The organism is Mesorhizobium sp. M0715 (assembly GCF_040320355.1).
GTDB lineage: Bacteria > Pseudomonadota > Alphaproteobacteria > Rhizobiales > Rhizobiaceae > Mesorhizobium.
Map to the genome: position 1 here is coordinate 298047 of NZ_JAMYPL010000003.1, position 25672 is coordinate 323718.

Consider the following 25672-nt stretch of genomic DNA (forward strand, 5'->3'; position numbering starts at 1 on the left):
AACTTTACGACTAGGGGAAATACGAAAAGGAATGCGTCTGCATGGGCGACATTCCAGGGGAGCCATGTACACATGCAGTATTTTGTCCAGCAGCTTATCAACGGGCTGACGCTGGGATCGATCTATGGGCTGATCGCGATCGGCTACACGATGGTCTACGGCATCATCGGCATGATCAATTTCGCCCATGGCGACATCTTCATGGTGGGTGCCTTCACGGCACTGATCGTCTTCCTCGCCCTTGGCGCGCTGTTCTATTCGGTGCCGGTTGTGCTGGCGCTGCTGATCATGATGATCGTGGCGATGCTGCTCACCAGCCTCTATAACTGGACGATCGAAAAGGTCGCCTACCGGCCGTTGCGCGGTTCGTTCCGACTGGCCCCGCTGATCACTGCCATCGGCATGTCGATCGCGCTGTCGAACTTCGTCCAGGTGACGCAGGGTCCACGCAACAAGCCGATCCCGCCGATGGTCAGCCAGGTTTACAACATCAACGGCATCAGCGTGTCGCTGAAGCAGATCATCATCGTCGTCGTCACGGCGCTGCTGCTGGCGCTGTTCTGGTATCTGGTCAACAAGACCTCGCTCGGGCGAGCGCAACGGGCCTGTGAGCAGGACCGCAAGATGGCGGCGCTGCTCGGCATCGATGTCGACCGTACCATCTCGATCACCTTCATCATGGGCGCGGCCCTTGCTGCGGTCGCCGGCACTTTGTTCCTGATGTATTACGGCGTCATTGCCTTCTCGGATGGCTTCACGCCGGGCGTGAAGGCCTTCACGGCGGCGGTGCTGGGCGGCATTGGTTCGCTGCCTGGGGCGGTGGTCGGCGGGCTGATGATCGGCTTCATCGAGAGCATGTGGTCGGCCTATTTCTCGATCGACTACAAGGACGTCGCGGCGTTCTCGATCCTGGCGATCGTGCTGATCTTCCTGCCTTCCGGCATATTGGGCCGGCCAGAAGTCGAAAAGGTCTGAGACCATGGCCGTCACCGTATCTCCGGAGCGCGACACCGTCGCCACCCCCATGCAGCGCGCGTTGCGCGAGGCACTTTATGCCGCTGCCATATCGTTCGGCCTGTTCGTGCTGTTCATCGGCCTGAAGACTGGCCAGAACATTTCCAATGAACTGGTCCTGACGACACGCTGGGGCCTGCTTGCCGCCGTGGTGATCGCCACGGCTGTCGGGCGCTTCCTCTATGTCGCCTATGGACAGCCCTTCCTGGCCAACCAGAAGATCACCGACGTCGCCACCGGCCTGCTGCCGGCCAGCGTGGCGTCCCGCTTCTTCCAGTTGCCGGCCTTCATCGTGGCCTTGGTCGCGGCGGTGTTGTTGTTTGCGGTCAACAGCTCTCTCGTCGGATGGGTGGGAGCGGAGCCGGCCGGCTATCTGCAGTTCCTGCGCGCCCTGGCAGTCATCTATGTGCTGGCCTGCGTGATCTATTATTTCCGGGGCTTCATCCATGCCAACTTCACCAAACTCGGCATTGCCGCGCTGATCCTCTATCCGATCCTGGTGGTGGCTATCCTGTCGCTGATGTCCTGGTCGTTCGTCGGCGGGCTGCAAGGTTCGCTGAAATGGGTCGACAATTTCGGCATCCAGATCCTGATCTATGTGATGCTGGCCTGGGGCCTGAACATCGTCGTCGGCCTCGCCGGCCTGCTCGACCTCGGTTATGTCGCCTTCTACGCGGTCGGCGCCTATGCCTATGCGCTGCTCGGCACGCAGTACGGCCTGTCGTTCTGGATTCTTTTGCCGGCCGCCGGCGCCATGGCCGCCTTCTGGGGCGTGCTGCTCGGTTTTCCGGTGTTGCGCCTGCGCGGCGACTATCTGGCGATCGTCACCTTGGCTTTCGGTGAGATCATCCGCCTGGTGCTGATCAACTGGCGCGAGGTCACCAACGGTTCGGCCGGTATTTCCGGCATTCCGAAGGTCACCTTCTTCGGCCTGATGACCTTCAACGTGTCGGACCCCAATTACATCGCCAAGGTGCTGCATCTCGCGACATCGAGCGCCTACTACAAGATCTTCCTCTATTACCTGATCCTGGCGCTGGCGCTGCTGACAGCCTTCGTCACCATCCGGCTGCGGCGCATGCCGGTCGGCCGTGCCTGGGAAGCGTTGCGGGAGGACGAGATCGCCTGCCGCTCGCTCGGCATCAACACCACCACTACGAAGCTTACAGCCTTTGCCACGGGTGCGATGTTCGGCGGCTTCGCCGGCGCGTTCTTCGCCGCACGGCAGGGCTTCGTCAGCCCGGAATCCTTCGTCTTCCTGGAATCGGCCATCATCCTGGCCATCGTCGTTCTCGGTGGCATGGGCTCGCTGGTCGGCATCGCGGTCGCCGCAATGGTGATGATCGGCGGTACCGAGGCGTTGCGCGAACTCGACTTCCTCAAGCAGGTCTTCGGACCGGACTTCACACCGGAACTCTACCGCATGCTTCTGTTCGGCATGGCCATGGTCATTGTCATGCTGTGGAAGCCGCGCGGCTTCGTCGGCAGTCGTGAACCAACCGCCTTCCTCAAGGAGCGAAAGGCTGTCTCAAGCTCCTTCACCAAGGAAGGACACGGCTGATGAATGCGAACCCTGTTCAGAAGGCCAATTCCGGCGTGAACGACGCTATCCTGCAGGTCGATCATCTGTCGATGAAGTTCGGCGGCCTGGTGGCCATCGGCGATCTGTCTTTCGCCGCCAAGCGCGGCGAGATCACCGCGCTGATCGGCCCCAACGGCGCCGGCAAGACCACGGTGTTCAACTGCATCACCGGCTTTTACAAGCCCTCGGAAGGCATGATCACGCTCAACCGGAACGATGGTTCGACCTTCCTGCTCGAGCGGCTGCCCAACCATGAGATCCCGGCGCGCGCCAAGGTGGCGCGCACCTTCCAGAACATCCGCCTGTTCTCCGGCATGACCCTGCTGGAGAACCTGCTGGTCGCCCAGCACAACAAACTGATGAAGGCATCGGGCTACACGGTGCTTGGCCTGTTCGGCTTCAGCGGCTATCGCAAGGCCTCGGCCGAATCGGTGGAGCTCGCCAAGCATTGGCTGGAAAAGGCCGATCTTGTCGACCGTGCCGACGACCCGGCCGGCGACCTGCCCTATGGCGCGCAGCGCCGTCTCGAGATCGCTCGCGCCATGTGCACGGGACCCGAGCTTCTGTGCCTCGATGAACCGGCGGCCGGCCTCAATCCGAAGGAATCGGCGGCGCTCAACGAGCTGCTGATCGACATCAAGAACACATCCGGCACCTCGATCCTGTTGATCGAGCACGACATGTCGGTGGTCATGCAAATCTCCGACCATGTCGTGGTGCTGGAGTATGGCCGCAAGATTTCCGACGGCAGTCCGCAGTCGGTACGCACAGATCCCCGCGTCATCGCCGCCTATCTCGGCGTCGACGACGAGGAAGTCGAAGCCGTCCTCACCGAAGTCGGCGACGAAGATGTCATCGAACAGCTCGATACAGGGCCGGATGCCGCGCATGGTCCGGGAACATCGTCGTCCTATCTCGCCGGGCCGGTGACCGACACGGTCGGCCATAGTTCGGGCGAGCGGGTTACGGTGGCCAAGGGAGCGTCAAAGGCCGGTCAGGTCGACGCCCGGTCGCTCGCCGCGGCAAACAAGGCAGCCTCGCTGGCAGCCGTGCCGGCGACGAAGGCAAAGCCTGCACCGAAAGCGGCGTCAAAGGCGGCAACCGGCACGGCGGCGAAGTCGACCGCGTCGGCCAAGCCGGCAGTCAAGGCCACGGCGAAGGCTGGAGAGATCTCCAATCGGCTGGCGGCGCCTCGCGGCGGCAAGGCCGATAATTTGACCCGCATCAAGGGCATCGGTACGGTCAACGAGAAGAAGCTCAACGATCACGGCATCTTCCACTTCGACCAGATCGGCGCCTGGAAAAAGGCCGACGTCGAGGCCGCCGAAGCCTATCTCGCCTTTGACGGACGTATCGCGCGCGAGGAATGGGTCAAACAGGCCAGGTTGCTCGGCCAAGGCAAGGACACGGAATTCTCGCGCCGCGTCGATGCGGGCAAGGTGGCGACAAGCCATGCTTCCGCAAAGACTGCAAAGGCAGCCTCCGGAAAGACCGCGAGCAAGACCGCTGCCAAGCCCGTGGCGGGCAAGCGCGGAGGGGGCAAGTGATGGCCGCGACAACGCTGCTCGATATCAAGGGCGTGCAGACTTACTACGGCAACATCCGAGCCTTGAACGGCGTCGATGTCACTGTGAAGGAAGGTGAGATCGTGGCGCTGATCGGTGCCAATGGCGCCGGCAAGTCGACGCTGATGATGACCATTTTCGGCGCGCCGCGGGCTCGCGCCGGCACCATCACCTTTGCCGGCACCGACATAACCCAGATGCCGACGCACGAGATCGCGCGCATGCGCATTGCCCAGTCGCCCGAGGGCCGGCGGATCTTTCCGCGCATGACGGTGATGGAAAACCTGCAGATGGGCGCCAGCCTCGACAACCTCAAGCATTATGACGAGGACGTCGAGAAGGTGTTCACGCTGTTCCCGCGTTTGAAAGAGCGCATCACCCAGCGCGGCGGCACGCTGTCGGGCGGTGAGCAGCAGATGCTGTCGATCGGACGCGCGCTGATGGCACGACCGAAGCTGCTTTTGCTCGACGAGCCGTCGCTGGGTCTCGCGCCGCTGATCGTCAAGCAGATCTTCGACGCCATCCGCGAACTGAACCGCACCCAGGGGCTGACCGTGTTCCTGGTCGAGCAGAACGCCTTCGGCGCGCTCAAGCTCGCCACGCGCGGCTACGTCATGGTCAACGGCAATGTGACGATGAGCGGCACCGGCAAGGAGCTGCTCGCCAATCCGGAAGTGCGCGCCGCCTATCTCGAAGGCGGACACCACTGAGTTCGGAGCGGAATGCGTGCATTCGCCATTCCGCTCCAGATTGTTTGTTTGTCGCATGATCTTGTCCGGAAAGTCCGCAACTTTTCGGGATCATGCTAAGGAGACTTCACCATGCAGGGCATTCTTTACGAGGAACCCTCGATCTGGCAGTTCTTCTTCGTCACCTGTCTGCTCGGCGGCTGGGCGGCGTGGATGACCGGCAAGGCCAGTGCTCAGACGTGGCGCAGCTTCATCCAGCTGTTCGCCTATATGCTGGGCCTCGGCATCGCGATCCGCTTCATCCATCACGCGCTGTTCGGCGGCACCATGTTCTCGCTGCACTATTATGTCGTCGACACCATCGTGCTGATGATCCTCGGCTTCGTCGGCTATCAATACACGCGCACCAACCAGATGGTGACACAGTATAATTGGCTCTACGAAAGAGCTTCACTCTTGAGCTGGAAACCGAAAGGCTGACGTTCATCATTAACGCCGTCTCGAAATTGAATCGGCGTGACAAGTGCCTGAAAATCGGCAAACTATGCTTTCTGCGATAAGGGTGGGCATCGCATGAAAGCTTCATCCACGCCCACTCCGTAAATGGGAGCGTTTAAATGAAAAAGTCACTTTTGTCCGCCGTCGCCCTGACCGCGCTGGTCGCGTTCGGCGGCAACGCGTGGGCTGACGTCATGTTCGGCGTCGCCGGTCCGATCACCGGTCCGAACGCCGCCTTCGGCGCACAGCTTCAGAAGGGTGCGGAAGCGGCCGTCGCCGACATCAATGCCAAGGGCGGCATCAACGGCGAGCAGATCAAGCTCGAAGTCGGCGACGACGTCTCCGATCCGAAGCAGGGCATCTCGGTTGCGAACAAGTTCGTCGGCGACGGCGTCAAGTTCGTGGTCGGCCACTTCAACTCGGGCGTTTCGATTCCGGCTTCGGAAGTCTATGCGGAAAACGGCATTGTCGAAGTGACGCCGGCCGCGACCAACCCGCAGTTCACCGAGCGCGGCCTGTGGAATGTGTTCCGCACCTGCGGACGCGATGACCAGCAGGGTAGCATTGCCGGTGCTTATCTCGCCGCGAACTTCAAGGACGCCAAGATCGCCGTCATCCACGACAAGACCACCTATGGCCAGGGTCTTGCCGACGAAACCAAGAAGGCAATGAATGCCAAGGGCCTGACGGAAGTCATGTATGAAGGCATCAATGTCGGCGACAAGGACTTCTCGGCGCTGATCGCCAAGATGAAGGAAGCCGGCGTTTCGATCATCTACTGGGGCGGCCTGCACACCGAAGCAGGCCTGATCATCCGCCAGGCGGCCGACCAGGGCCTCAAGGCGACACTGATTTCCGGCGACGGCATCGTGTCGAACGAACTGGCTTCGATCGCGGGCGACGCTGTTGCAGGCACGCTCAACACGTTCGGTCCGGATCCGCGCCTGATCCCCGCCAACAAGGAACTCGTCGAGAAGTTCCGCGCGCAGGGTTTCGAACCGGAAGCCTATACGCTCTACTCCTACGCCGCAGTACAGGCTATCGCCGAGGCAGCGACCGCTGCCAAGTCGAACGACCCGCAGGCAGTTGCCAAGGCGCTGCATGAAAACGGCCCGTTCAAGACCGTGCTCGGCGATCTGTCCTATGACGCCAAGGGCGACCCGACGCTGCCCGGCTACGTGATGTACGAATGGAAGAAGGGCGACGACGGCAAGTACACCTACATCCAGAAGATGTAAGACTCGTCAGTCTCCAGACCGTTTGCGGATGCCCGGCGCCTCGCGCCGGGCATTTTCTTTTGCCATTCAGGGGGCGACCGATGGAGCCGGGTCCCTTAGCCGGGAATGATCGTGCGTCACGGCAGAGCCGGCGCTTTTTCTGGCTGTTTGGATGAATGCGATGGCCTCTGGCGCAATGATTCCATTTCAATCGGTTTAAATGCGCGTCAAATTTGTTTGCACTGCAGCATTTTCACGCTAATCATTGCGCCGATTTCTCTTCCTTCCGTTGCTGGAGCCCAGTCCTTGGCCATCACGAAGATCCTCGTCGCCAACCGGTCCGAAATCGCCATTCGCGTCTTTCGCGCGGCCAACGAACTCGGCCTCAAAACCGTGGCGATCTGGGCCGAAGAAGACAAATACTCCCTGCATCGCTTCAAGGCCGACGAGAGCTACCAGGTCGGGCGCGGACCGCATCTGACCCGGGACATGGGGCCGATCGAAAGCTATCTGTCGATCGAGGAGGTGATCCGCGTCGCCAGGCTGTCGGGTGCCGATGCTATCCATCCCGGCTACGGATTGTTGTCGGAAAGTCCCGAATTCGCCGACGCCTGTGCCGAAGCCGGCATTACCTTCATCGGGCCGAAGCCGGACACAATGCGGCGGCTCGGCAACAAGGTCGCGGCGCGCAATCTCGCCATCGAGGTCGGGGTGCCGGTGATCCCCGCCACCGATCCGTTGCCGGATGACATGGAGGCGGTCAAGAAACTGGCCAAGGGAATCGGCTATCCCGTGATGCTGAAGGCATCATGGGGTGGCGGCGGCCGCGGCATGCGCGCCATCCGCGCCGAAGCCGACCTTGCCCGTGAAGTCACCGAAGGCAAGCGTGAGGCGAAAGCCGCCTTCGGCAAGGACGAGGTCTATCTCGAAAAGCTGATCGAACGCGCGCGCCATGTCGAGGTGCAGGTGCTGGGCGACACCCATGGCAATGCGGTGCACCTGTTCGAGCGCGACTGTTCGATCCAGCGCCGCAACCAGAAGGTCGTCGAGCGGGCGCCGGCGCCCTATCTCGAAATGTCGCAGCGCGAGGAGCTTTGCGGCCATGCGCTGAAGATCGCCCGCGAGACCAGTTATATCGGCGCCGGCACGGTCGAGTTCCTGCAGGATGCCGACACCGGCAAATTCTATTTCATCGAGGTCAACCCGCGCATCCAGGTCGAGCACACCGTCACCGAGCAGGTGACCGGCATCGATATCGTCAAGGCGCAGATCCATATCCTCGACGGCTTTGCCATCGGCACACCGGAATCAGGCGTGCCGGCGCAGAAGGACATAAGGCTGAACGGCCACGCGCTGCAGTGCCGCATCACCACGGAAGACCCCGAGCACAATTTCATCCCCGATTACGGACGCATTACCGCCTATCGCGGCGCAACAGGCTTCGGCATCCGCCTCGATGGCGGCACCGCCTATTCGGGCGCTGTCATCACCCGCTTCTACGATCCGCTGCTGGAGAAGGTGACGGCGTGGGCGCCGACGCCGGCCGAGACGATCGCCCGCATGAACCGGGCGCTGCGCGAGTTCCGCATCCGCGGCGTCGCCACCAATCTGACCTTCCTCGAAGCGATCATCAACCATCCGAGCTTCGCCGACAATTCCTACACGACCAAGTTCATCGACACGACGCCGGAACTGTTCCAGCAGGTCAAGCGTCAGGACCGCGCCACCAAGCTCATCAACTATCTCGCCGACGTCAGCGTCAACGGCCATCCCGAGACGCGCGGCCGGCCGCAGCCGAAGGCCGATGCGGCCGCACCCGTGGTGCCTTACCTCAACGGCAATGTGCCCGGCGGCAGCAAGCAGAAGCTGGATGTGCTCGGGCCGGAGAAGTTCGCCGCCTGGATGCGCGATCAGAGGCAAGTCCTGGTCACCGACACGACGATGCGCGATGGCCACCAGTCGTTGCTCGCCACCCGTGTGCGAACGCATGACATTGCCGGCATCGCCGGTACCTATGCGCGTGCCTTGCCGCAGCTTCTATCGCTGGAATGCTGGGGCGGCGCCACCTTCGACGTCGCCATGCGCTTCCTCACCGAGGATCCGTGGGAGCGGCTGTCGCTGGTGCGCGAGGCGGCGCCCAATCTGCTGTTGCAGATGCTGCTGCGCGGCGCCAATGGCGTCGGCTACACCAACTATCCCGACAATGTCGTGCAGCATTTCGTCAAGCAGGCAGCAAGCGGTGGCATCGACCTGTTCCGGGTCTTCGATTGCCTGAACTGGGTCGACAACATGCGCGTCGCCATGGATGCGGTCGGCGCCGAGGGTAAGCTGATCGAAGCGGCGATCTGCTATACCGGCGACATCCTCGATCCGGCGCGGGCGAAATACGACCTCAAATACTATGTCGGCCTAGCCAGGGAATTGCAGGCGGCCGGCGCCCACATCATTGCCGTCAAGGACATGGCCGGACTGCTGAAGCCGGCGGCGGCACGCGTGCTGTTCAAGGCGCTGCGCGAGGCGACCGACCTGCCGATCCATTTCCACACCCACGACACGTCGGGCCTGTCGGCGGCGACGGTGCTGGCGGCGGTGGAAAGCGGCGTCGACGCCATAGACGCGGCCATGGATGCTTTCTCCGGCAACACCTCGCAGCCATGCCTTGGCTCGCTCGTCGAGGCGCTGAAGGGCACCGAACGCGACCCCGGTCTCGACCCGCAATGGATCAGGAAAATCTCGTTCTACTGGGAAGCGGTGCGCAACCAGTACGCCGCCTTTGAAAGCGACCTCAAGGGGCCGGCCTCGGAAGTCTATCTGCACGAGATGCCGGGCGGGCAGTTCACCAATCTGAAGGAACAGGCGCGCTCGCTCGGACTGGAGACGCGCTGGCACGAGGTGGCGCAGACCTATCACGACGTCAATCTGATGTTCGGCGACATCGTCAAGGTGACGCCGTCCTCCAAGGTCGTCGGCGACATGGCATTGATGATGGTCAGCCAGGACCTGACTGTTGCCGATGTCGAAAACCCGGACAAGGATATCGCCTTCCCGGATTCCGTCGTCTCGATGCTGCGCGGCGACCTTGGCCAGTCGCCAGGCGGGTGGCCGGCGGCGCTGCAGGGGAAAGCGCTGAAGGGCGACAAGCCGATCACGGTGCGGCCCGGCTCGCTGCTCAAGCCAGCCGACCTCAAGGCCAACCGCAAGGAAATCGAGGAAAAGCTCGAGCGCAAGCTGTCGGAGTTCGAATTCGCCTCGTGGCTGATGTATCCGAAGGTGTTCACGGATTTCGCCGGCGCGCAGGAAACCTATGGGCCGGTCAGCGTCCTGCCGACGCCGACCTATTTCTACGGCATGAAGCCGGAAGACGAGATCTTCGTCGACATCGAGAAGGGCAAGACGCTGGTGGTGCGCTGCCTTGCCATCGGCGATGTCGACGAGAAGGGCATGGTCACCGTGTTCTTCGAGCTCAACGGCCAGCCGCGTCGTGTCAAGGTGCCCGACCGGGCGCATGGCGCGTCCGCCGCCAAGGCCCGCCGCAAGGCCGAACCCGGCAACGAGGCGCATGTCGGCGCGCCGATGCCAGGCGTCGTTTCGGCGCTTTCGGTGGCTGCCGGCCAGGCTGTGAAGGCCGGTGACGTGCTGCTTTCCATCGAAGCGATGAAGATGGAGACGGCGCTGCACGCCGAGCGCGACGGGACGGTCGCCGAGGTGCTGGTCAAGGCGGGCGACCAGATCGATGCCAAGGATCTGCTGATCGCTTTCAATTAGAGTTCGCAAAACGGACCGGTTGTCGGCTTCTGGCGGCAGCCCGCGTGGCTTGGTCGATAACGGCTTGACCCGCCGCCGCCGGTCGGGCATCGAACCGGCTCAAATTTTGCCGCAGTCGTCCGCGAGTCGCGGAGCCGATGCTTTTGGAGAAAAATATGGCCGACGATATCACCGATACCAGCCAGACTGTTGCCGCCGGCCAGCTGCGGGCCTTCATCGAGCGCATAGAGCGGCTCGAGGAAGAGAAGAAAACCATTTCCGACGATATCAAGGAAGTGTTCGCCGAGGCCAAGGGCACTGGGTTCGACACCAAGGCGATGCGCACGATCATCCGGCTGCGCAAGAAGGACCAGGCCGAGCGGCAGGAAGAGGAAACCATCCTCGATCTGTACAAGGCCGCGCTCGGCATGGTGTAGAGACTGTCTGGAAATTCTACTCCGGCGGTCATCTGGTGGCGTTTTCTGCGCTTCCGGTGCTCGCGTACTTTAAGTACGCTCCGCTCCGGTTCTCGAAACCACCACCATATGACTCGCCAGAGCGAATTTCGAAACAGGCTCGGGCCGAGCATGATGCCGGAGCGAGCATCGAGCCATGAGCGAATTCGACTTCGGCGCCCGCCGCGCCTCTGAATTCCGCCAGCGCGGCTTCTGGACGCTGTTCGCTGTGCGGCATCCGGAAGAAAGGGCTCTGATGGCGCGGCGCGGACCCTGGTTCTGGCAGCGCGGGCTGCCCGACTTCGCCTTGGTCCTTTCCATGTATGTCGCGCCGGCGCAGAGCCAGGTCGGCGTCTTCTTCGGTCGCAACGAGAAGTTCGGCGCCACGCAAGCCTGGTCGCGGCTGAAGCCGTTTCAGCGTGAAATCGAAGACAGGCTGAAGCTCAGGCCGGAACAGAGTTGCGAGGGCCTCGGCATCAATTCGATGTGGCGGGTGAACTGCTATGCCGAGGACAACTGGCCAGCCATGGCCGACTGGCTGGTGACCGAATGTTCGCGCTTCGAGCGTGCGGTAACCGAAGTCCTGGGGCAGGGATAGACATCCGGTGTTGCCAGAAGGTATCGGCTCCTTTTTCCGCTCACGCTGGCAAGGCCAGGTGCCGCTCGATCGGCTGTTCTGGCGCGACCTTGTCCTCGTCGGCACCGCGGTCAGCATCGCCGCATCGGTGCTGGCGCTCGTCTTGCTCGGATTGAAGTTGCCGCTCGGGCTTGTGCTGGCAGTGCATTTCGCGTCGGTGCCCTACAGCCTGTTCCTGACCTTGGCGGTGTGGCGGACCACCGAAAAGATTCCCGGGGCCAAGGCCTGGATGATGACGCTTGGCGCCACGCTGTGGCTGGTGGCGATGATCGTGGTCTGATCGTCTGCCCAGAGGGGGGCGACGGATATTTAAACGAAAAGGGCGACAGATGCCGCCCTTTCATAGTGTCGAACCCCGGATGGCTCAGGCCGAGGGCTCGAATTTCAGCGCCACGCCGTTGATGCAATAGCGCAGGCCGGTCGGCGGCGGGCCGTCCTCGAAGACATGGCCGAGATGGCTGCCGCAGCGGGCGCAATGGCATTCGGTGCGAACCATGCCGTAGCTGCGGTCGACGGTGTTTTCGACCGAGCCCGGCACCGGGTCGTTGAAGCTCGGCCAGCCGGTGCCGCTCTCGAACTTCAGCTTGGATTCGAACAAAGGCTGGTCGCAGCCGGCGCAGGAAAAGGTGCCGGCGCGCTTCTCGTAGAGCAAAGCGCAGCTTCCCGGCCGCTCGGTGCCGTGACCGCGCATGACGGCATACTGCTCCGGCGTCAGCCGGGCGCGCCATTCGGCGTCGGTGCGGGTTACAGGGTAGGTGTGGGTGTCCATGTGATCTCCTCAGCCTTGCCGGCTCGCTCCTACAGCGCCGCGCGTCCATCGGACGCGCAAGGGACGCTATAGCACTTTGGTTTTGCGCATGATCCTTTCCGAACCGGAGGTTCGGGGTCATGCGCGGATTGCAACCTCATATTCGCACCAAGATAGGCATTTGTTACGGCATTTTCCCGCATTTTCGATTGGGTTCTCATGCGATCGCCGCCAGAGAGCGATTGACCGAGCCAGCCAACGCCGCTTTTGCGCCCCCGATGATGTTCTGGTTCCACCACGCGCCGTAGATATGGTCGAACGCGAATGGCTCCAGCGCCGCCGCGATGCGGCGCACGGCCGCTGCATTGAGCGGAATGTAGTTCGGATAGCTGTACATGAAGCTGACATGGCGGCGCGTCGGCGTCACCTGCAGGATATCGCCGGCCAGCAAGACGTCGCCGCCATCGCGTTTCCAGTGCAGCACCTGACCGCCGGCAAAGTGGCCACCGCAGCGGATGAGCGTCAGCGAAGGGTTTATGGCCAGCGTCTCGCCTTCCCAGCTGACGATCGCCTTGTGCGGTTGCATGATCCATTGGCGGTCATCGGCATGGAGATAAATCGGCACACCGCCAAACGCCTCGCTCCAACAGACCATCACCGAATAATAATGGCAGTGCGAGATGGCGATCGCCTCCAGGCCGCCGCGGCGGTTGATCTCGGCCACCGCCTCGTCGCTGACCATCGAAACGCAGTCCCACAGCACGTTGCCGTGTGGCGTCTGTGCCAGCAGCGCCCGCTGGCCGATGGCGAAGCGCGGCTCGATGCCGAAGGCGAGAACGCCGGCATCATCCTTCATCACAAGCCGATGCCCTTCAGCAAGTTCCTCCGGCGTGATCCACGCCTGCCCTTCCCAGCGCACATATTGGCGCTCGTCCTCGCAGATCGGGCAATGTCTTGGCGGCGTCTCTGTCGCCGCGAACTGGACGCCGCATTGCAGGCAGAGGAAGCAGATCATCGGATCTCCTGTCGGTCTTTCAGTGCTTTCTTGAAAGCTGCCTGGTCGCGCCTTCAAGCCCGGCCAAAGTCAGCGGGAACATGCGGCCGCCGAAGATGTCGCGGATCATCGCAATCGAATGGGTGTAGCCCCAGTTCTTGGGGTCTTCGGGGTTCAGCCATACCGCGTTCGGCCATTGCTGCAGCAGACGGCCGAGCCAGACGCTGCCTGCCTCCGGATTCCAGTGCTCGACCGAACCGCCGGGGTGAGCGATCTCGTAAGGGCTCATCGAGGCGTCACCGACGACGATCACCTTGTAGTCCGGGCCATATTTGTGGAGGAGGTCGAAGGTCGGAATCACCTCGGCATGCCTGCGGCGATTATCCTTCCACACACCCTCATAGAGGCAGTTGTGGAAGTAAAAATATTCGAGCTGGCGGAATTCGGCGCGGGCGGCCGAGAACAGCTCCTCGACGCTCTTGATGTGGTCGTCCATCGAGCCGCCGACATCGAAGAACATCAAAAGCTTCACCGCGTTGCGGCGTTCGGGCCGCGTCTGCACGTCGAGATAGCCATGTTCGGCGGTGGCGTGGATGGTGCCGGGCAGGTCGAATTCCTCCTCGGCGCCTTCGCGCACCCAGCGACGCAGCCGCTTCAGCGCGATCTTGATGTTGCGGGTGCCGAGTTCGACGGCATCATCGAAATTCCTGAACTCACGTCTGTCCCACACCTTCACCGCGCGGCGGTTGCGGCTTTCATGCTGGCCGATACGCACACCTTCGGGATTGTAGCCATAGGCACCGAAGGGCGAGGTGCCGCCGGTGCCGATCCATTTCGAGCCGCCCTGGTGGCGGCCTTTTTGCTCGTCCAGCCGCTGCTTCAAGGTCTCCATCAATTTCTCGAAACCGCCCAGCGCCTTGACCAGTTTTTTCTCTTCGTCGGTCAGGTGCTTTTCGGCGATGCGGCGCAACCATTCCTCGGGAATGTCAGCGACATCGACGGCATCCGGCCCGCCCAGCGCTTCGATGCCCTTGAAGACATGCGCAAACACCTGGTCGAAGCGGTCGATATGGCGCTCGTCCTTCACCAGCGCCGCACGGGCGAGGTAATAAAAACCTTCGACATCATAGTCGACCAGCCCGGCTTCCAGCCCCTCGAGTAGCGACAGATATTCCCGCAGCGAAACGGGAACGCGCGCTGCCTTCAGTTCGAGGAAGAAGGGGATGAACATTGTCTATCTACAGCAGATCATATTCGATGAAGCCGGTGCGGCGCGCGACATGATCGTAGAGTTTGCGCGCGGTGGTGTTGGTCTCGTGTGTCATCCAGTAGACGTTCTTGACGCCGACTTTTTCGGCTTCCTGTTTCACTGCCTCGATCAGCGCAGCACCAATGCCCTTGCCGCGCACGTCAGGGTCGGCGAACAGATCCTGCAGATAGCAGTTGTTTTTTTCCGACCAGGCTGAGCGGTGGTAGAGATAATGGGTGAGCCCAACCGCCTTGCCGTCCAGCGTGGCGATGAAGCCTTTCGGCTCGAACTCACCCTCGGTGAACAGCCGCTTCCAGGTGATGGCGTAGACCTCTTCCGGCAGCTTCGTCTCATAGAAGGTGAGGTAGTCGGTCCACAGCCGCCGCCAATCGGCGTGGTCGGACTGCGCGAGCGGGCGGACGATAATCTCAGCCATGTCATCTCCTCTTAAGGTTTGGCCGAAGCTGCCTGCCTGTTCGGCTGCCGGCAACGGTCCACAGAAGGGAAAGCGCTGCTGCTACCTATTGCTGCCTTCGTGCCATGAACGCCAGCCGCTCGAACAAATGCACGTCCTGCTCGTTCTTCAGCAATGCGCCATGCAACTTGGGCAGGGCGTTCTTCGGATCGGCGCGCAGATCTTCCGGCGCGATGTCGTCGGCGACCAGCAGCCTTATCCAGTCGAGCGCCTCGGAGGTCGACGGCTTCTTCTTCAAGCCGGGCACGTCGCGGATTTCGTAGAACTGGGTCAGCGCCGCGCGCACCAGGTTCTGCTTGATGCCGGGATAGTGGACATCGACGGTTCTGTGCAGCGTGTCGACGTCGGGAAAGCGGATGTAGTGGAAGAAGCAGCGGCGCAGGAACGCGTCCGGCAACTCCTTCTCGTTGTTGGAGGTGATGATGACGATCGGCCTGACGGCGGCGCGGATGGTTTCGCCGGTCTCGTAGACGAAGAACTCCATCCGATCGAGTTCCTGCAGGAGGTCGTTGGGGAATTCGATGTCGGCCTTGTCGATCTCGTCGATCAAAAGCACGACCTTCCTGCCGGCGGCGAACGCCTCCCAGAGTTTGCCGCGTTTGATGTAGTTCCTGATGTCGTTGAAGCGCTCGTCGCCAAGCTGGCTGTCGCGCAGGCGCGAGACGGCGTCATATTCGTAAAGGCCCTGCTGCGCCCTGGTGGTCGACTTGACGTGCCATTCGATGAGGTCGAGGCCAAGTGCAGCAGCCACCTGGCGGGCCAGTTCCGTCTTGCCGGTGCCTGGCTCGCCCTTGACCAGCAAGGGCCGCTCCAGCGCGATCGCCGCGTTGACGGCCACCATCAGATCCTTGTCGGCGACATAGGCCGCCGTGCCTTCGAAACGCATTCTTGCTCCTCGGTTCGTCATGGCAACCGTAAGGACGCGGCTCACCCTGTGCAAGGGTGCGCCGGCCGCGACGAATGGGCTTGAACCCTGATGGAAACATATGCCCGTCTCACTGGCGCTTAGCCGGCCGGCAGTCTATATTGGGCGGGACGGTCTGTGCTTCCCGGCAGGAGAACATTTTCCCCGGGGCCTTAACGATCCTTAGGGAGCTGTCCCTGGGAAGACCCGTGGGTTTTCTCACACGGCGCCCACCTACTTTGTAGGTTCCCGGGATCGCTCTCTCCACCGGTTGTGTGGATCGTCACTTATTGCCACGCGTCCCGCATTTCGGTGGATGATTGCGGTGGAAAACGTCGCTCCCAAAACTCCATCCAGATCTGACCTTTTCTACCCTGGCTGCATGACCTCTCTCAAAGACCTGAAAAAGCAGCTTCGCCGCGAGGCCCTCGGACGCCGCGATGCGCTCGATGAATTCTGGCGGGTGGAGGTCGCGCTTGAAATGGCAGAGACGGCACGCGATCATCTCCATGTCGAGCCAGGCCAGATCGTTTCCGGCTTCTGGCCGATGCGTTCCGAAGTCGACGTTCGGCCGTTGATGTTTGTCTTGCGTGAAAAGGGCGCGCGGCTTTGCCTGCCGGCCATTCTCGACAAGACCACCATTGTCTTTCGCGAACTGGTGCGCGGCGCGCCGATGGTCGAGATGGGTTTCGGCACGGTCGGCCCTCACGAGGAAGCCGAGGTGCTCGACCCCTCTGTGATGCTGGTGCCGCTCGCCGCTTTCGATGCGCGCGGCCATCGCATCGGCTATGGTGCCGGCTATTACGACCGCGCCATCGCCAAGCTGATCGACAAGGGACAGCCGCCGCGGCTGGTCGGCATCGCCTTCGACTGCCAGGAGGTGGCAATGGTGCCGGATGAGGAACATGACGTCGTCATTCCGGAAATACTGACCGAGAGCGGGTTGCGCCGCTTCGCGCCAAAATTGTAGATAAGTACAAGGGACGCATGATCTTCACTGGCGTCATGCAGCTTTCGCTGACCTTCGGTGCGGGATCATATGAGACTTCTCTTCCTCGGTGACATGGTTGGAAAGACAGGACGGACGGCGGTGTGGGAACAACTGCCCGGCCTGATCTCCGACTTCAAACTCGATTTCGTCATCGTCAATGGCGAGAACGCCGCGGGGGGCTTCGGCATCACCGAAGATATTTTTCGCGAGACGATCGCCGCCGGTGCCGATGTCGTCACCACCGGCAACCATGTCTGGGACCAGCGCGACGCGCTCGCCTTCGCGCCGCGTGAAGAGCGCTTCCTGCGTCCCTCCAACTTTCCCAAGGGCACGCCCGGGCGCGGCTCCGGTGTCTATATCGCCAGGAGCGGCGCGCGCGTGCTGGTCGCCAACATCATGGGCCGGGTGTTCATGCATCCCGAGCTCGACGATCCGTTCCAGGCCGGCGAACGCGAGCTTGCCGCCTGTCCGCTCGGCGAGCAGGCGGATGCCGTGATTATCGACTTCCACGCCGAGGCGACCTCGGAAAAGATGTGCTTCGCGCATTTCGTCGACGGCCGCGCCAGCCTCGTCGTCGGCACCCACACCCACCAGCCGACCGGCGATCACCAGGTCCTCAACGGCGGCACCGGTTATATGTCCGACGCCGGCATGTGCGGGGACTACGATTCCTCGCTCGGCATGGACAAGGAGGAGCCGCTCAACCGGTTCCTGTCGAAGGTGCCGAAAGGCCGCTTCGAGGCGGCGACCGGACCGGCGACCTTGTGCGGCGTTGGCGTCGATATTTCCGACCGCACAGGGCTGACCGAGCGGATCGCGCCGTTTCGTCGCGGGCCACGGCTGGAAGAAACCGCACCGTCCTTCTGGTCCTGACATTGATATAGGCACGCTTAGTACCTAACTGCCGGCGACACTGCTCTAGATCGTTAAAAGAGGGGACGACCTCCATGCAGCTCATCGAATTCCTGGCGCCGCATTTCCAATTCGTGTCCGACCCGACCGCCTGGGTCGCGCTGCTGACGCTGATTGTGCTCGAGGTCGTGCTCGGCATCGACAACCTGATCTTCATCTCGATCCTGACCAACAAGCTGCCGGAAGCACAACGGGCCCGTGCCCGCCGGCTCGGCATCTCGGCGGCGCTGATCATGCGGCTGGTGCTGCTGGCCACCATTTCGATCATCGTCCAGCTGACCACGCCGGTGTTCACGGCCTTCGGCCACGGTTTTTCCTGGCGCGACCTGATCCTGATCGCCGGCGGCCTGTTCCTGGTCTGGAAGGCGACCAAGGAGATCCATCACACGGTCGATCCCGACGACCACAAGGATACGATGATGGGCGAGACGCTGCAGATCAGCCTTGCCGGCGCGATCTTCCAGATATTGCTGCTCGACCTGGTCTTCTCGATCGATTCAATCATAACCGCCGTCGGCATGACCGACGAGATCGCCATCATGTACATCGCCGTGATCGTGGCGGTGAGCGTGATGATGCTGGCGGCCGGGCCGCTGGCCAACTTCATCGCCAAGAACCCGAGCATTGTCATGCTGGCGCTGGGCTTCCTTCTGATGATCGGCATGACGCTTATCGCAGACGGCATGGGTTACCATGTGCCCAAGGGCTACATCTATGCGGCGATGGGCTTTTCGGCATTGGTCGAGGGGCTCAACATGCTGGCGCGGCGACGTAAGAAGTCGGGCGGCGGGCATTAGGCAGACCCTGAATACCTAATGTCCTGGCACGCCCTTCGGGTGACGGTCGCCGATCAGGCCGAGCGTCAGGCCCTGTTCCAGCCACGCCTTGGCGCCGGCCAGTACCAGCGTGAAGCCGCCGGTTGAGCCGACGGCCTCTTTCACCTGCTCGTCGCCATTGCCGGCAAAGCCGAAATTGCGAACCTCGAGAAAAGTCGTCTCGTCGGGCATTTCGGTGAAGGTCCAGACCACCGTGGTCGGCGGATCGCTCCATTGCATGACGATCTTTTCGTTCGCGACGATCTCGCTGACGTCGACCGTCGTCGACACGCCGTACATGCGCCATTCCCAGCGGATCTGCTTGCCGCTGTCCAGCCGGCCGCTGCCATGAGTGAACCAGAATTTCGTTGTAATGGCGGGGTCGACGATGGCCTCGAACACCTCGGCGACAGGCCGCCGGATCAGCATGCCGGCTTCGGCGGTCGGTTTTTCTGGATGTCCATCGGATGCTCCTTTCGTGGCTTGGCGCTCACCAGGCGTCCGGTTCGCGCAGCATGTGGATGATATTGGCGGGGTTGGTGATCCAGCCGCCGCGGAAGCCCTCGCCCAGGGGCTCGATGGCATCGCAACGCACAACGCCAGCCTTGGCTAAATGATCCGCAGCCATGGGGAAATCCTTGGTGAACAGCTCCAGCCACACCTCGGCCTGACTCATCATTGGCGCCTCATCGATCCACAGACGGTTGGGGCCAAGCTCGAAGCCGATGGCCGGCGCCTTGTCCGTGAAAGGCTTCAGGCCGACGACGTCGCGGTAGAAGGCGATCGTCGCCTCGTACTGGTGCGGCGGCACCTTCATGGCGATGTTGATGCCGCCGGTGATTTTCGTGGTCATTGCTGGCTCCGTTGTCGTGTTCGGCTGTTGGTGGTCGCCCTTGCCCAGACCAGTCATGCGAGATTGATCTGCCAGGAGACCCCGAACCTGTCGTTGAGCCATGCGAAACGGCGGCTGAAGCCGTAATTGTCGGGCGGCATCAGAAACCCGCCGTCCTTTGCCAGTGTCTCGACAATTCGGTTCAGTTCGTCCTCAGAGGAACAGTCCACATAGAGCGAGACCGACGGCGTGAACGTGAAGGCGTGGTGCACGGGGCTGTTGAAGACCATGACTTCCAGGCCAGCGATCGACACGCGCGCCAGCTTGACCGTTCCGTCCGGGCCATCTTCGCCGGGGCCGTAATTTGTGACGTCAAGGACGCCGCTGCCGGGAATGGTCTCGCAATAGAGCGTCATTGCCTCTTCGGCCTTGCCCTCGAACATCAGGAATGGCGTTACTTTCTTCATCGCGGATCTCCATCCTCCCCATGGTGGCTCAGATATTGGTCTCGTTGGCGGGTTCGCCCTTCATCTCGCTGCGGTAGTAGCCGTCGCGCAAATTGATGCCGTATTCGACATAGGCCTTCATGCAGGCCAGCATCTGCGACCAGCCCTCGCAATTGAGGTAGGACTTCTTCAGGCCGACCGCGCCTTCCTGCCAACCGCTCTCGGCGATGGTGACGAAGGTGCCGCCATCGTCGAGCGGCTCGAAATTCATCTCGATGCGGGTCTTGTAGGCGGGTTTGCCGTCGGCGTCGGTGGCATCCCAGCGCAGCACGATGCGGCTGTCCTTGACCACTTCGTCGACCTCGACCGGCACCTTGCCCCACCAGACGACGCCGGCGCCAGCTTCCAGCGGGGCGCTGGCGCCGCCGATCGTGGTGAAATAGCCGCTCAGTTTCTTCGGATTGACGACTGCGTCGAAGACGTCGGCGACCGGCTTGCCGATGCGTCCGGAAACACTGAATCCAAGTGACATATCCACAACTCCTTCCCTTGATCGGCCCAACAATATGTTATAGAAACATAACATGTCAAGCCGATCGCAAGACGACAATGTTTTCAAGGCGCTGGCGCATCCGCGCCGGCGTGAAATACTGGATCAGCTGAAGGACGCGCCGAAGACGACCGGCATGCTGTGCGAGGCCTTTCCCGACATCGATCGCTGCACCGTCATGCTGCATCTCAAGGTATTGGAGGAGGCCGACCTGATCGTTGCGCGGCGCGACGGCCGCGAGCGCTGGAACCATCTCAACTCGCTGCCGATCAAGCAGATCCACGACCGCTGGATCAGCCAGTATGCCGGACATGCGCTCAGCATCATCGACCGGCTGAAGTCGGACCTCGAGGCGTGAGCGGCCGCAGCAGGTCATGTCTTACGCCGCATGCGCGGTGCGGCTGGACGAATTGAGCCGATTTATCTATAAGCCGGCCATTCCGACAGAGAACGCCGTGCTTCCACGAGTTGCACCTGGGACGCTCTGAAATTTTGAATTCGGGCATGCGGAAGACGAGGTCAGATCGCTTCGCTTCGGGATGCTCTAGCCGAGAAGACGACACCATGGCTGGCCATTCACAGTTCAAGAACATCATGCACCGCAAGGGCCGCCAGGACGCGGTGCGGTCGAAAATGTTTTCCAAGCTGGCGCGCGAAATCACCGTCGCCGCCAAGAGCGGGACGCCCGATCCATCGATGAACCCGCGCTTGCGCCTTGCGATCCAGAACGCCAAGGCGGTGTCGATGCCGAAGGACAACATCCAGCGTGCCGTCAACAAGGCCTCGATGGGCGACGCCGAGAACTACGAAGCCGTGCGGTATGAGGGCTATGGCCCGGGCGGCGTCGCCGTCATCGTCGAAGCGCTGACCGACAACCGTAACCGTTCGGCGTCGAATGTGCGCGCCGCCTTTACCAAGGCCGGCGGAGCGCTCGGTGAAACCGGCTCGGTGTCGTTCATGTGGGACCGTGCCGGCGAGATCTACTATCCGGCCTCCGCAGGCAGTGCCGACAAGGTCATGGACGCGGCAATCGAAGCCGGCGCCGATGATGTCGAGTCGGATGAGGAAGGCCACACGATCTATTGCGCCTTCGAAAATCTCGGCGAGGTCTCGAAGGCGCTGGAAGGCGCACTCGGTGAGGCGGAATCGGTGAAGCTGATCTGGAAGCCGCAAAACAATGTTCCGGTCGACGAGGACCGGGCACAGTCGCTGATGAAGCTGGTTGCCACGCTCGAGGACGACGACGACGTGCAGAGCGTCTACGCCAACTTTGAAGTCGACGACGAGACCATGGCCAAGCTCAGCGCGGCATGAGCGGAAGCCCGGCATGAGCGAGCAGATACTCCCCGCCATCCGCATCACCTACTGCACGCAGTGCCATTGGCTGCTGCGCGCCGGCTGGATGGCTCAGGAACTGCTGTCGACCTTCGGCACCGATCTCGGCGAGGTGACATTGGTGCCCGGCACTGGGGGCATCTTCACCATCAGCTGCAATGACGTGCTGGTCTGGGACCGCAAGCGCGACGGCGGTTTTCCGGACGCGGCCAAACTGAAGCAACTGGTCCGCGACGTCATCGACCCGGATCGCGACCTCGGCCATTCCGATCGGAAGACAAAGGCATAGGGGTCGCCAGCGCTGCCGTCACTTGCGTCGCCACGCACCGACGGCGGCACCAATCGCAATACCCACGGCGACGCCCATCGGAAGCTCATCCAGAGCGGTGCCGATCGCGGCACCGACACCAACTCCGATTGCCATGCCGAAGGCCATCTTTGCGTATTGATCCTTCATCGGTCGCTCCATCCATCGTCGTCAACGCGTGGCGAACCAGAAGGATGCCAGCGCGGCTATGCCGCTGATGGCGCGGACATGGTTCCACATCACCCATTCATTGAGGTAGCGTGGCCACAGGCCTGCGCCATTGCTGCTGGCCAGATCGCCGGCGGCGAGCGCATCGTTGAGCGGGACGTTGAAGATCATCGTGACCACCACGATGCCGATGAGATAGAGCAGGCTGCCGGCAATCAGCCAGAGCGAACCCGGCTGGCTCCAGCCAATCACCGCACCGATGGCGACAAGGACGCAGACGAGCGCCGTGCCGAACAGCGCTGTCATGAACAGCGGGGTCACAGCTGTGACATTGATCGAATTCATCGCGGCAATGCCGCTTGTGGCTGGCATGCGGGCGAGGCCCGGCATGACGAAGCTGAAGAAAGCAAAGAAGACGCCGCCGACGACGCCTGAGCCGAGTGCGGCAATGAAGATGAGGGTGGGAAGAAGTTTCGCGATCATGTCATTTGCTCCATATGCCCGTTGTGTTTTCCTTTGCGTCAAAATATGAACAATCCTCACATTTGCAAAACGTGATAAACCCTCGTATTTTGTGAGTCAAGCGATCTTGATTGCATTTGGAGTCAGTCATTGGAAGACACGGCAGCCCCCGTTTCCGCACAGGAGCAGGTTGCTTCACCGCGCCGGGCGCCGAGCCAGCAGCGCAGCCGCGAGCGGGTCGAGCGCATGCTGGCCGCTGCCTCGGCGCTGATCGCCGAGCAAGGCAGCGATGCCATGCGCATGGGAGAAGTGGCGGAACGGGCCGGTGTGTCGATCGGCTCGCTCTACCAGTTCTTTCCCGACAAGCGGGCGATCGTCTGGGCGCTGGCCGAGCGCTACACCGCCGAAAGCCAAGCCTGCATCTCGGCGGCACTCGCCGGCGTCAGCGACGCCGAAGGCCTGCAGTCCGCGTTTTCAGAGTTAGTCGACATCTATTACCGGCTGTTCCTGGCCGAGCCGGTGATGCGCGACATCTGGTCGGGCACGCAGGCCGACAAGGCGCTGCGCCAACTCGAACTCGCCGACAGCCGCGCCAACGCCGAATTCCTCACCGCGGTGCTGAAACGGCTGCGGCCGGCGGTCGATCCGGCGACACTGGAAACCACGGCGTTTCTGGTCTGGCAGATGGGCGAGGCCGCCATGCGGCTGGCGATCTCGGTCGAGCGCCAGGAGGGCGACAGGCTGGTCGCCGCCTACAAGCGCATGGCGCTAAGGGAATTGCTGGCCGAGTAGCGCCGCGCCGCAACAAAAAACCCGCCACGGAGGCGGGTTTTTGATCCGTGAAAGCTCGTTGAGCTTAGATGCCGAAACCTTCGAAACGCTTCTTGAACTTCGACAGGCGGCCGCCGCGGTCGAGCAGGGTCTGCTGGCCGCCGGTCCAGGCCGGGTGGGTGGTCGGGTCGATATCGAGGTTCATCGTATCGCCTTCCTTGCCCCAGGTCGAACGGGTCGTGTATTCGGTGCCATCGGTCATGACGACCTTGATGGTGTGGTAGTCGGGATGAATAGCGCTCTTCATGGCTCGGTTCCTGGCTTGCCGGCGCTGCCGACGGGCATAAGCCTGCGTCGATGCGCCTCTTTTTAAAACTCGAAGCCGCAGCTATTGAGGAGCCACGGCTTCTAAAACGGTCGGCGAGCCTATACATCAGCCGGAATTGAATCACAAGGCCGCGGCAAGCGCATTGAGGCGTAGACCCCAAGGGCGGCTGGAGGAAACATCGGGATGGCGCAAATCACCAGCGCAGACGAGCGCCGGCGTTCGCTCAAGCCGCTCCGGCGCCTGTTCCCGTACATCACGCACTATCGCACACTGGTCGTCGGCGCCATCATCTCGCTGGTCATCGCGGCGGCAACCACGCTGGCGCTGCCGCTGGCGGTGCGACGCATGATCGATCATGGCTTCTCGTCGGCCAGCACCACCTTCATCGCCGAATATTTCGCAGCGCTGGTGGCGATGGCCGCCCTGCTGGCGGCGGCATCGGCCGGCCGCTACTATTTCGTCATCACGCTGGGCGAGCGCGTCGTCGCCGATATCCGGCGCGATGTGTTTGCCCATGTGACGACGCTGTCGCCTGCCTTTTTCGACACCGCCCAGTCGGGCGAGATCGTGTCGCGGCTTGCCGCCGACACGACGCAGGTCAAGTCGGCGGTCGGAGCGACGGCCTCGGTGGCGCTGCGCAACGTAATCCTTGGTCTTGGCGCGGTGGGGATGATGGTCATCACCAGTCCGAAACTGTCGGGCCTGGTCATCGCAGCGATACCCGTCATCGTGCTGCCGCTGGTCGCTTTCGGCCGTTCGGTGCGGCGCAAATCACGCCAGGCGCAGGATACGCTGGCCGATGCCACCGCCTATGCCAGCGAGCAGATCGGCGCGGTGCGCACGCTGCAGGCCTTCACCAATGAAAAGCTGGTCACCGGGCATTTCTCGGCCGCGGTGGAAGCCGCCTTCGAAGCAGCGCGCTCCTCGATCTTCGCGCGCTCCTTCCTTACCTTCTTCGCCATTTTCACCATCTTCTCGTCCGTCGTGGCGGTGCTGTGGTTCGGCTCGCGCGACGTGCTCGAAGGCTCGATATCGCCGGGTACGCTCGGCCAGTTCCTGCTCTATTCGGTGTTCGCCGCCGGCGCGCTGGGCGCACTCTCGGAAGTGTGGGGCGAGCTTGCGCAAGCGGCGGGTGCCGCCGAACGGCTGACCGAGATCCTGGCCGAGAAGCCGGCGATCCAGGCTCCCGCCGATCCGAAGCCGCTGCCGGCCGTCGCCAAGGGCGCGATCGTCTTCGACAATGTCTCCTTCTCCTACCCGGCAAGGCCCGACCGCGCCGCCGTGCACGGCTTGAGCTTTCAGGTCATGCCGGGCGAGACGGTGGCGATCGTCGGGCCGTCAGGGGCCGGCAAGAGCACGGTGTTTTCACTGATCCTGCGCTTCTACGATCCCGAAACAGGCAAGATCCTGATCGACGGTGTCGACGTGCGCGAGGCCGATCCCGTTTCGGTCCGCCAGCGCATCGCGATCGTGCCGCAGGACGTCACCATTTTCGCGGCAAGCGCGCGTGACAATATCGGTTTCGGCCGGCCGGGAGCCAGCAAGGCCGAAATCGAGACGGCGGCGAAGGATGCACTTGCCGATGAATTCATCCTCAAGCTGGAAAAAGGCTATGACAGCCAGGTCGGTGAGCGCGGCGTGACGCTGTCAGGCGGCCAGCGCCAGCGGGTTGCGATCGCCCGCGCCATCCTGCGCGACGCCCCGATCCTGCTGCTCGACGAGGCCACCTCCGCCCTCGACGCCGAAAGCGAGACGCTGGTGCAGACGGCGTTGGAACGCCTGATGCAGGGCCGCACCACGATCGTCATCGCCCACCGCCTGGCAACGGTGCTGAAGGCCGACAGGATCCTGGTCATGGATGGCGGCTCGATCGTCGAGGAAGGCACGCATCAAAGCCTTGTCGCCAAGGGCGGCATCTATGCGCGGCTGGCCAAGCTGCAGTTCGAAACCGGCGCCACTGCTTTCAGGGGCGCGGCGGAGTAGT

At 62.3% G+C, this 25672-nt stretch carries 30 protein-coding genes and 1 other RNA gene; 19 read left to right on the top strand and 12 right to left on the bottom strand.

What is annotated here, in order from left to right; translation table 11 throughout:
• Positions 1-72: 72 nt before the first annotated feature.
• The 10 genes from NKI21_RS05345 (at position 73) to NKI21_RS05390 (ending at position 11681) form a co-directional block, all read left to right on the top strand.
• Entirely contained in the window at positions 73-975 is a 903-nt protein-coding gene (locus tag NKI21_RS05345; RefSeq protein WP_013529092.1) for a branched-chain amino acid ABC transporter permease, read from the top strand.
• A gap of 4 nt (positions 976-979) precedes the next feature.
• A complete protein-coding gene (gene livM, locus NKI21_RS05350) occupies positions 980-2575 on the top strand; it encodes a high-affinity branched-chain amino acid ABC transporter permease LivM (RefSeq protein WP_127296226.1) in 1596 nt (531 codons plus the stop codon).
• Positions 2575-4143, top strand: coding sequence for an ATP-binding cassette domain-containing protein (locus NKI21_RS05355; protein WP_352760441.1), 1569 nt, complete (start codon positions 2575-2577; stop codon positions 4141-4143). Before livM ends, NKI21_RS05355 begins: the two co-directional genes overlap by 1 nt.
• Entirely contained in the window at positions 4143-4871 is a 729-nt protein-coding gene (locus tag NKI21_RS05360) for an ABC transporter ATP-binding protein (protein WP_127296224.1), read from the top strand. The genes NKI21_RS05355 and NKI21_RS05360 overlap by 1 nt, the downstream gene beginning before the upstream one ends.
• Positions 4872-4982: 111 nt before the next feature.
• Positions 4983-5330 carry a DUF6867 family protein gene (locus NKI21_RS05365; RefSeq protein WP_023811804.1) on the top strand — a complete coding sequence of 116 codons (348 nt, stop codon included), beginning with the start codon at positions 4983-4985 and terminating at the stop codon, positions 5328-5330.
• Positions 5331-5467: 137 nt separating this feature from the next.
• Positions 5468-6586 (top strand): branched-chain amino acid ABC transporter substrate-binding protein, encoded by a 1119-nt coding sequence (locus tag NKI21_RS05370; RefSeq protein ID WP_023811805.1) that lies wholly within the window; start codon positions 5468-5470, stop codon positions 6584-6586.
• Positions 6587-6871: 285 nt separating this feature from the next.
• Positions 6872-10330: a pyruvate carboxylase gene (pyc, locus tag NKI21_RS05375; RefSeq protein ID WP_352611380.1), complete on the top strand. Its 3459-nt coding sequence runs from the start codon at positions 6872-6874 to the stop codon at positions 10328-10330.
• Between the two features lie 155 nt (positions 10331-10485).
• On the top strand, positions 10486-10746 hold the full coding sequence (locus tag NKI21_RS05380) for a DUF2312 domain-containing protein (protein WP_013529099.1): 261 nt from the start codon (positions 10486-10488) through the stop codon (positions 10744-10746).
• A gap of 175 nt (positions 10747-10921) precedes the next feature.
• Complete coding sequence (locus tag NKI21_RS05385; protein WP_352629162.1) at positions 10922-11362, top strand: hypothetical protein; 441 nt, start codon at positions 10922-10924, stop codon at positions 11360-11362.
• 7 nt (positions 11363-11369) lie between these two features.
• The gene (locus NKI21_RS05390; RefSeq protein ID WP_127270382.1) at positions 11370-11681 is read left to right on the top strand and encodes a hypothetical protein; all 312 of its coding nucleotides are present in this window, start codon (positions 11370-11372) and stop codon (positions 11679-11681) included.
• A gap of 84 nt (positions 11682-11765) precedes the next feature.
• On the opposite strand, the gene msrB is transcribed toward NKI21_RS05390, so the two are convergent.
• The 5 genes from msrB to NKI21_RS05415 form a co-directional block, all read right to left on the bottom strand.
• Positions 11766-12170 carry a peptide-methionine (R)-S-oxide reductase MsrB gene (gene msrB, locus NKI21_RS05395; RefSeq protein ID WP_127270383.1) on the bottom strand — a complete coding sequence of 135 codons (405 nt, stop codon included), beginning with the start codon at positions 12168-12170 and terminating at the stop codon, positions 11766-11768.
• Positions 12171-12366: 196 nt separating this feature from the next.
• Positions 12367-13164, bottom strand: coding sequence for an MBL fold metallo-hydrolase (locus tag NKI21_RS05400; RefSeq protein WP_352864816.1), 798 nt, complete (start codon positions 13162-13164; stop codon positions 12367-12369).
• Between the two features lie 19 nt (positions 13165-13183).
• The gene (locus tag NKI21_RS05405) at positions 13184-14374 is read right to left on the bottom strand and encodes a vWA domain-containing protein (RefSeq protein ID WP_352864819.1); all 1191 of its coding nucleotides are present in this window, start codon (positions 14372-14374) and stop codon (positions 13184-13186) included.
• A gap of 7 nt (positions 14375-14381) precedes the next feature.
• Positions 14382-14828, bottom strand: a complete 447-nt coding sequence (locus tag NKI21_RS05410; protein WP_352864822.1) for a GNAT family N-acetyltransferase — start codon at positions 14826-14828, stop codon at positions 14382-14384.
• 85 nt (positions 14829-14913) lie between these two features.
• Entirely contained in the window at positions 14914-15753 is an 840-nt protein-coding gene (locus tag NKI21_RS05415) for an AAA family ATPase (RefSeq protein WP_352864825.1), read from the bottom strand.
• 148 nt (positions 15754-15901) lie between these two features.
• Here NKI21_RS05415 and ssrS point away from each other — a divergent pair.
• The 4 genes from ssrS (at position 15902) to NKI21_RS05435 (ending at position 18471) form a co-directional block, all read left to right on the top strand.
• Positions 15902-16057, top strand: a non-coding RNA gene (ssrS, locus tag NKI21_RS05420) — 6S RNA.
• Between the two features lie 96 nt (positions 16058-16153).
• Positions 16154-16741 (top strand): 5-formyltetrahydrofolate cyclo-ligase, encoded by a 588-nt coding sequence (locus NKI21_RS05425; RefSeq protein ID WP_352864828.1) that lies wholly within the window; start codon positions 16154-16156, stop codon positions 16739-16741.
• A gap of 69 nt (positions 16742-16810) precedes the next feature.
• The gene (locus NKI21_RS05430; RefSeq protein WP_023811815.1) at positions 16811-17635 is read left to right on the top strand and encodes a TIGR00282 family metallophosphoesterase; all 825 of its coding nucleotides are present in this window, start codon (positions 16811-16813) and stop codon (positions 17633-17635) included.
• Between the two features lie 74 nt (positions 17636-17709).
• Positions 17710-18471, top strand: coding sequence for a TerC family protein (locus NKI21_RS05435; protein WP_128305329.1), 762 nt, complete (start codon positions 17710-17712; stop codon positions 18469-18471).
• A 15-nt stretch (positions 18472-18486) separates the two neighbouring features.
• Here NKI21_RS05435 and NKI21_RS05440 read toward each other — a convergent pair whose 3' ends face one another.
• The 4 genes from NKI21_RS05440 to NKI21_RS05455 form a co-directional block, all read right to left on the bottom strand.
• Positions 18487-18918 (bottom strand): SRPBCC family protein, encoded by a 432-nt coding sequence (locus NKI21_RS05440; RefSeq protein WP_352440979.1) that lies wholly within the window; start codon positions 18916-18918, stop codon positions 18487-18489.
• Between the two features lie 61 nt (positions 18919-18979).
• On the bottom strand, positions 18980-19342 hold the full coding sequence (locus NKI21_RS05445; RefSeq protein ID WP_352440978.1) for a hypothetical protein: 363 nt from the start codon (positions 19340-19342) through the stop codon (positions 18980-18982).
• A gap of 53 nt (positions 19343-19395) precedes the next feature.
• Positions 19396-19788, bottom strand: coding sequence for a VOC family protein (locus NKI21_RS05450; RefSeq protein WP_352440977.1), 393 nt, complete (start codon positions 19786-19788; stop codon positions 19396-19398).
• A 28-nt stretch (positions 19789-19816) separates the two neighbouring features.
• On the bottom strand, positions 19817-20299 hold the full coding sequence (locus NKI21_RS05455) for an SRPBCC domain-containing protein (protein WP_352440976.1): 483 nt from the start codon (positions 20297-20299) through the stop codon (positions 19817-19819).
• 52 nt (positions 20300-20351) lie between these two features.
• Here NKI21_RS05455 and NKI21_RS05460 point away from each other — a divergent pair, with 52 nt between their 5' ends.
• The 3 genes from NKI21_RS05460 (at position 20352) to NKI21_RS05470 (ending at position 21941) form a co-directional block, all read left to right on the top strand.
• Positions 20352-20675 (top strand): ArsR/SmtB family transcription factor, encoded by a 324-nt coding sequence (locus NKI21_RS05460; RefSeq protein ID WP_352440975.1) that lies wholly within the window; start codon positions 20352-20354, stop codon positions 20673-20675.
• 206 nt (positions 20676-20881) lie between these two features.
• Positions 20882-21631: a YebC/PmpR family DNA-binding transcriptional regulator gene (locus tag NKI21_RS05465; protein ID WP_352440974.1), complete on the top strand. Its 750-nt coding sequence runs from the start codon at positions 20882-20884 to the stop codon at positions 21629-21631.
• A gap of 13 nt (positions 21632-21644) precedes the next feature.
• Complete coding sequence (locus NKI21_RS05470) at positions 21645-21941, top strand: Rdx family protein (RefSeq protein ID WP_352440973.1); 297 nt, start codon at positions 21645-21647, stop codon at positions 21939-21941.
• 18 nt (positions 21942-21959) lie between these two features.
• Here the strand turns inward: NKI21_RS05470 and NKI21_RS05475 are convergent, their stop codons facing one another.
• Together NKI21_RS05475 and NKI21_RS05480 are read right to left on the bottom strand one after the other, a co-directional pair.
• On the bottom strand, positions 21960-22109 hold the full coding sequence (locus NKI21_RS05475) for a glycine zipper domain-containing protein (RefSeq protein WP_352440972.1): 150 nt from the start codon (positions 22107-22109) through the stop codon (positions 21960-21962).
• A gap of 21 nt (positions 22110-22130) precedes the next feature.
• On the bottom strand, positions 22131-22610 hold the full coding sequence (locus NKI21_RS05480; RefSeq protein WP_352440971.1) for an anthrone oxygenase family protein: 480 nt from the start codon (positions 22608-22610) through the stop codon (positions 22131-22133).
• Positions 22611-22739: 129 nt separating this feature from the next.
• Here NKI21_RS05480 and NKI21_RS05485 point away from each other — a divergent pair, with 129 nt between their 5' ends.
• Entirely contained in the window at positions 22740-23381 is a 642-nt protein-coding gene (locus NKI21_RS05485; protein WP_023811829.1) for a TetR/AcrR family transcriptional regulator, read from the top strand.
• A 64-nt stretch (positions 23382-23445) separates the two neighbouring features.
• On the opposite strand, the gene rpmE is transcribed toward NKI21_RS05485, so the two are convergent.
• Positions 23446-23667: a 50S ribosomal protein L31 gene (gene rpmE / locus NKI21_RS05490; protein ID WP_023811830.1), complete on the bottom strand. Its 222-nt coding sequence runs from the start codon at positions 23665-23667 to the stop codon at positions 23446-23448.
• Positions 23668-23871: 204 nt separating this feature from the next.
• Here rpmE and NKI21_RS05495 point away from each other — a divergent pair, with 204 nt between their 5' ends.
• Positions 23872-25671, top strand: a complete 1800-nt coding sequence (locus tag NKI21_RS05495; RefSeq protein WP_352440970.1) for an ABC transporter transmembrane domain-containing protein — start codon at positions 23872-23874, stop codon at positions 25669-25671.
• Position 25672 lies beyond the last annotated feature (1 nt).